The following is a 3,452-nucleotide window of genomic DNA, read 5'->3' as shown; positions in this document are numbered from 1 at the left end:
GCGTCCGCGCCCGCAGGCGGCTCGGCAGTATTGCCGGCATCGGCCGCATCCGTTCCTGCTACAGACGTGCCGAAATAAATTTTCGTTCAAAGTGCTTTTTGTGCGTTGAACAAACTGTTTAGACCAGTTACAATCTAAGTCTTGAAGCGATTCGCGGGTTTTATAAGTTGTTTTCCCGGATTGCAGTTAGTGCCGACGTGGTGAAATTGGTAGACACGCTATCTTGAGGGGGTAGTGGCGAAAGCTGTGCGAGTTCGAGTCTCGCCGTCGGCACCAAATGTTATCTAAATGCCAGCCGCTTGCTTCGCTTCGGCTGGCATTTTCACTTCTGACGCGCGGTTTGCGTCGGGCTTGCGGCATGTGTGTTGCCGAAGTGATTTCGCGTCAGGAGTGCTATGCTCTTGGCGGCATTCAGAACCAACCGAAAGAGGACAGTCTTGAACCTCGCAGCCTATTTCCCCGTCTTGTTGTTCCTCATTGTGGGCACCGGTTTAGGCGTGGCACTGGTCAGCATTGGCAAGATCCTCGGTCCCAACAAGCCCGATACCGAGAAAAACGCACCATACGAGTGCGGCTTCGAAGCATTCGAAGATGCGCGCATGAAGTTCGACGTGCGCTACTACCTCGTCGCCATTCTCTTCATCATTTTCGACCTTGAAACCGCGTTCCTGTTTCCGTGGGGCGTGGCCCTGCGCGACATCGGCTGGCCTGGCTTCATGGCGATGATGATTTTCCTGCTCGAGTTCCTGTTGGGCTTCGCCTATATCTGGAAGAAGGGCGGCCTCGACTGGGAATGATGGATTAATCGCCGGTTTGCGTGGGTGGCCAAGGCTTGCCGCCCCGTCTGGAGTGGAAAGCAAATGAGTATCGAAGGGGTCTTGAAAGAAGGGTTTGTCACCACGACGGCAGACAAACTGATCAACTGGACGCGCACCGGGTCGTTGTGGCCGATGACGTTCGGGCTCGCGTGTTGCGCGGTCGAGATGATGCATGCGGGCGCTGCCCGTTATGACCTTGACCGTTTCGGCGTGGTGTTTCGTCCGAGTCCGCGTCAGTCGGACGTGATGATCGTTGCCGGCACGCTGTGCAACAAGATGGCGCCGGCTCTGCGCAAGGTCTACGACCAGATGGCCGAGCCGCGCTGGGTGATTTCGATGGGCTCATGCGCGAACGGCGGCGGCTACTACCACTATTCCTATTCGGTAGTGCGCGGCTGCGATCGGATCGTGCCGGTCGACGTCTATGTGCCGGGTTGCCCGCCTACCGCGGAAGCGCTGGTGTACGGCGTGATCCAGTTGCAGGCCAAGATCCGCCGCACCAATACAATCGCCCGTCAATAAGGCCAACGCCTCCCCCACAATATGGCAAGCAAACTCGAGACCCTGAAAGCGAACCTCGAGGCGGCCTTTGGCGGCCTCCTGTTGAGTACTACCGAGGCAATCGGTGAGTTGACGATCGTCGTGAAGGCGAGCGACTACATCAATGTGGCAACGCGTCTGCGCGACGACCGCTCGCTCGGCTTCGAGCAGTTGGTCGATCTGTGCGGTGTTGACTATCAGACCTACGCTGACGGCGCATACGACGGCCCACGTTTCGCGGCCGTTCTGCACTTGTTGTCGGTGCAGAACAACTGGCGCCTGCGTCTGCGCGTGTTCGCGCCGGACGACGAAGTGCCGATCGTAGCCTCGGTCGTCGATATCTGGAGTTCGGCCAACTGGTACGAGCGCGAAGCATTCGACCTGTACGGCATCGTCTTCGAAGGCCACCCGGACCTGCGTCGCATCCTGACCGATTACGGGTTCATTGGTCACCCGTTCCGTAAAGATTTCCCTGTCTCCGGTTATGTCGAAATGCGTTACGACCCGGAAGAGAAGCGCGTCGTCTATCAGCCTGTGACGATCGAGCCGCGGGAAATCACGCCGCGCGTGATTCGCGAAGATCGCTATGGCGGTCTGAAACACTAAGAGAACGCCATGGCAGAGATCAAGAACTACACGCTCAACTTCGGCCCTCAGCATCCGGCAGCGCACGGTGTGCTGCGCCTCGTGCTCGAACTCGACGGCGAAGTCATTCAGCGCGCCGATCCGCACATCGGTCTGCTGCATCGCGCGACTGAAAAGCTCGCGGAAACCAAAACGTTTATCCAGTCCGTGCCGTACATGGACCGTCTCGACTACGTGTCGATGATGGTCAACGAGCACGGCTACGTGATGGCGATCGAAAAGTTGCTGGGCATCGAGGTGCCGATTCGCGCGCAGTACATCCGCGTGATGTTCGACGAAATCACGCGGGTGCTGAACCATTTGATGTGGATCGGCGCGCACGCGCTCGACGTCGGCGCGATGGCCGTGTTTCTGTATGCGTTTCGCGAGCGCGAAGACCTGATGGACGTGTACGAAGCAGTGTCCGGCGCACGGATGCACGCGGCGTACTACCGTCCGGGCGGCGTGTACCGCGATCTGCCTGACGCAATGCCGCAATACAAGGCATCCAAGATTCGCAATGCAAAGGCATTGTCGAGGATGAACGAGAACCGCCAGGGTTCGCTGCTCGACTTCATCGACGATTTCTTTACGCGTTTCCCGAAGTGCGTCGACGAATACGAAACGCTGCTCACCGACAACCGGATCTGGAAGCAACGTCTGGTCGGTATCGGTGTCGTGAGCCCGGAACGTGCGCTGAACCTGGGTATGACCGGCGCCATGTTGCGCGGCTCGGGTATCGAGTGGGATCTGCGCAAGAAGCAGCCGTACGAAGTCTACGACAAGATGGATTTCGACATTCCGGTCGGTGTTAACGGCGATTGTTATGACCGATATCTGGTTCGCGTCGAAGAAATGCGCCAGTCCACGCGGATTGTGAAACAGTGCATTGAGTGGTTGCGTAGGAATCCTGGTCCGGTGATGGTCGACAATCATAAAGTTGCGCCGCCCTCGCGCGTCGGCATGAAGTCGAACATGGAAGAGCTGATTCACCACTTCAAGCTCTTCACCGAAGGCTTCCACGTACCGGAAGGCGAAGCGTATGCGGCCGTCGAGCATCCGAAGGGCGAGTTCGGTATCTACCTGATCTCGGACGGGGCGAACAAGCCGTATCGCCTGAAGATCCGCGCACCGGGCTACGCGCACCTGTCCACGCTTGACGAAATGGCGCGCGGCCACATGATCGCCGACGCTGTGACGATCATCGGTACGCAGGACATCGTGTTCGGCGAAGTGGATCGCTAGGACGTATTCATCGCCGCGTGTCTTCAGATTGCACCGAAGCGCGCGTCAAGCAAAGGAACGCCGGGTCTGTCGCAACATGCAACGCGCGATGGGTTTTCGTTCGGTAGGAATTGAAAGAGTCGTGTCTGAAAATGATCTCAGCTGAAGGCCTGAAAGAAATCGTTCGCGCGATCGCGAAGTATCCCGCCGATCAGAAACAGTCCGCCGTCATGTCGGCGTTGGCCA

General features: G+C 58.0%; 4 protein-coding genes, 1 tRNA gene and 1 pseudogene. All 6 read left to right on the top strand.

From position 1 onward, the window contains the following. Nucleotides 1–191 precede the first annotated feature (191 nt). Nucleotides 192–276 (top strand) — tRNA-Leu (locus QOC89_RS30855). Between the two features lie 161 nt (nucleotides 277–437). Further along, nucleotides 438–797, top strand: coding sequence for an NADH-quinone oxidoreductase subunit A (locus QOC89_RS30850; protein WP_007175615.1), 360 nt, complete (start codon nucleotides 438–440; stop codon nucleotides 795–797). A gap of 63 nt (nucleotides 798–860) precedes the next feature. After that, the gene (locus QOC89_RS30845) at nucleotides 861–1,340 is read left to right on the top strand and encodes a NuoB/complex I 20 kDa subunit family protein (protein ID WP_006052903.1); all 480 of its coding nucleotides are present in this window, start codon (nucleotides 861–863) and stop codon (nucleotides 1,338–1,340) included. A gap of 21 nt (nucleotides 1,341–1,361) precedes the next feature. Next, nucleotides 1,362–1,964, top strand: a complete 603-nt coding sequence (locus QOC89_RS30840) for an NADH-quinone oxidoreductase subunit C (protein WP_179741646.1) — start codon at nucleotides 1,362–1,364, stop codon at nucleotides 1,962–1,964. Between the two features lie 9 nt (nucleotides 1,965–1,973). Next, nucleotides 1,974–3,227, top strand: a complete 1,254-nt coding sequence (locus tag QOC89_RS30835) for an NADH-quinone oxidoreductase subunit D (RefSeq protein ID WP_323048507.1) — start codon at nucleotides 1,974–1,976, stop codon at nucleotides 3,225–3,227. Between the two features lie 131 nt (nucleotides 3,228–3,358). Continuing rightward, nucleotides 3,359–3,452 (top strand): annotated as a pseudogene (locus tag QOC89_RS30830) (NAD(P)H-dependent oxidoreductase subunit E); the annotation flags it as partial.

The organism is Paraburkholderia sp., from assembly GCF_034668105.1.
In the GTDB taxonomy this organism is placed as follows: Bacteria; Pseudomonadota; Gammaproteobacteria; order Burkholderiales; family Burkholderiaceae; genus Paraburkholderia.
The sequence above is the reverse complement of the archived record's forward strand: the minus strand, read 5'-3'. Positions and strand labels throughout refer to the sequence as shown.

Coding starts and splice junctions, on each gene's coding strand:
- QOC89_RS30845 (WP_006052903.1), top strand. CDS start 861: ATGAGTATCGAAGGGGTCTTGAAAGAAGGGTTTGTCACCACGACGGCA.
- QOC89_RS30835 (WP_323048507.1), top strand. CDS start 1,974: ATGGCAGAGATCAAGAACTACACGCTCAACTTCGGCCCTCAGCATCCG.
- QOC89_RS30840 (WP_179741646.1), top strand. CDS start 1,362: ATGGCAAGCAAACTCGAGACCCTGAAAGCGAACCTCGAGGCGGCCTTT.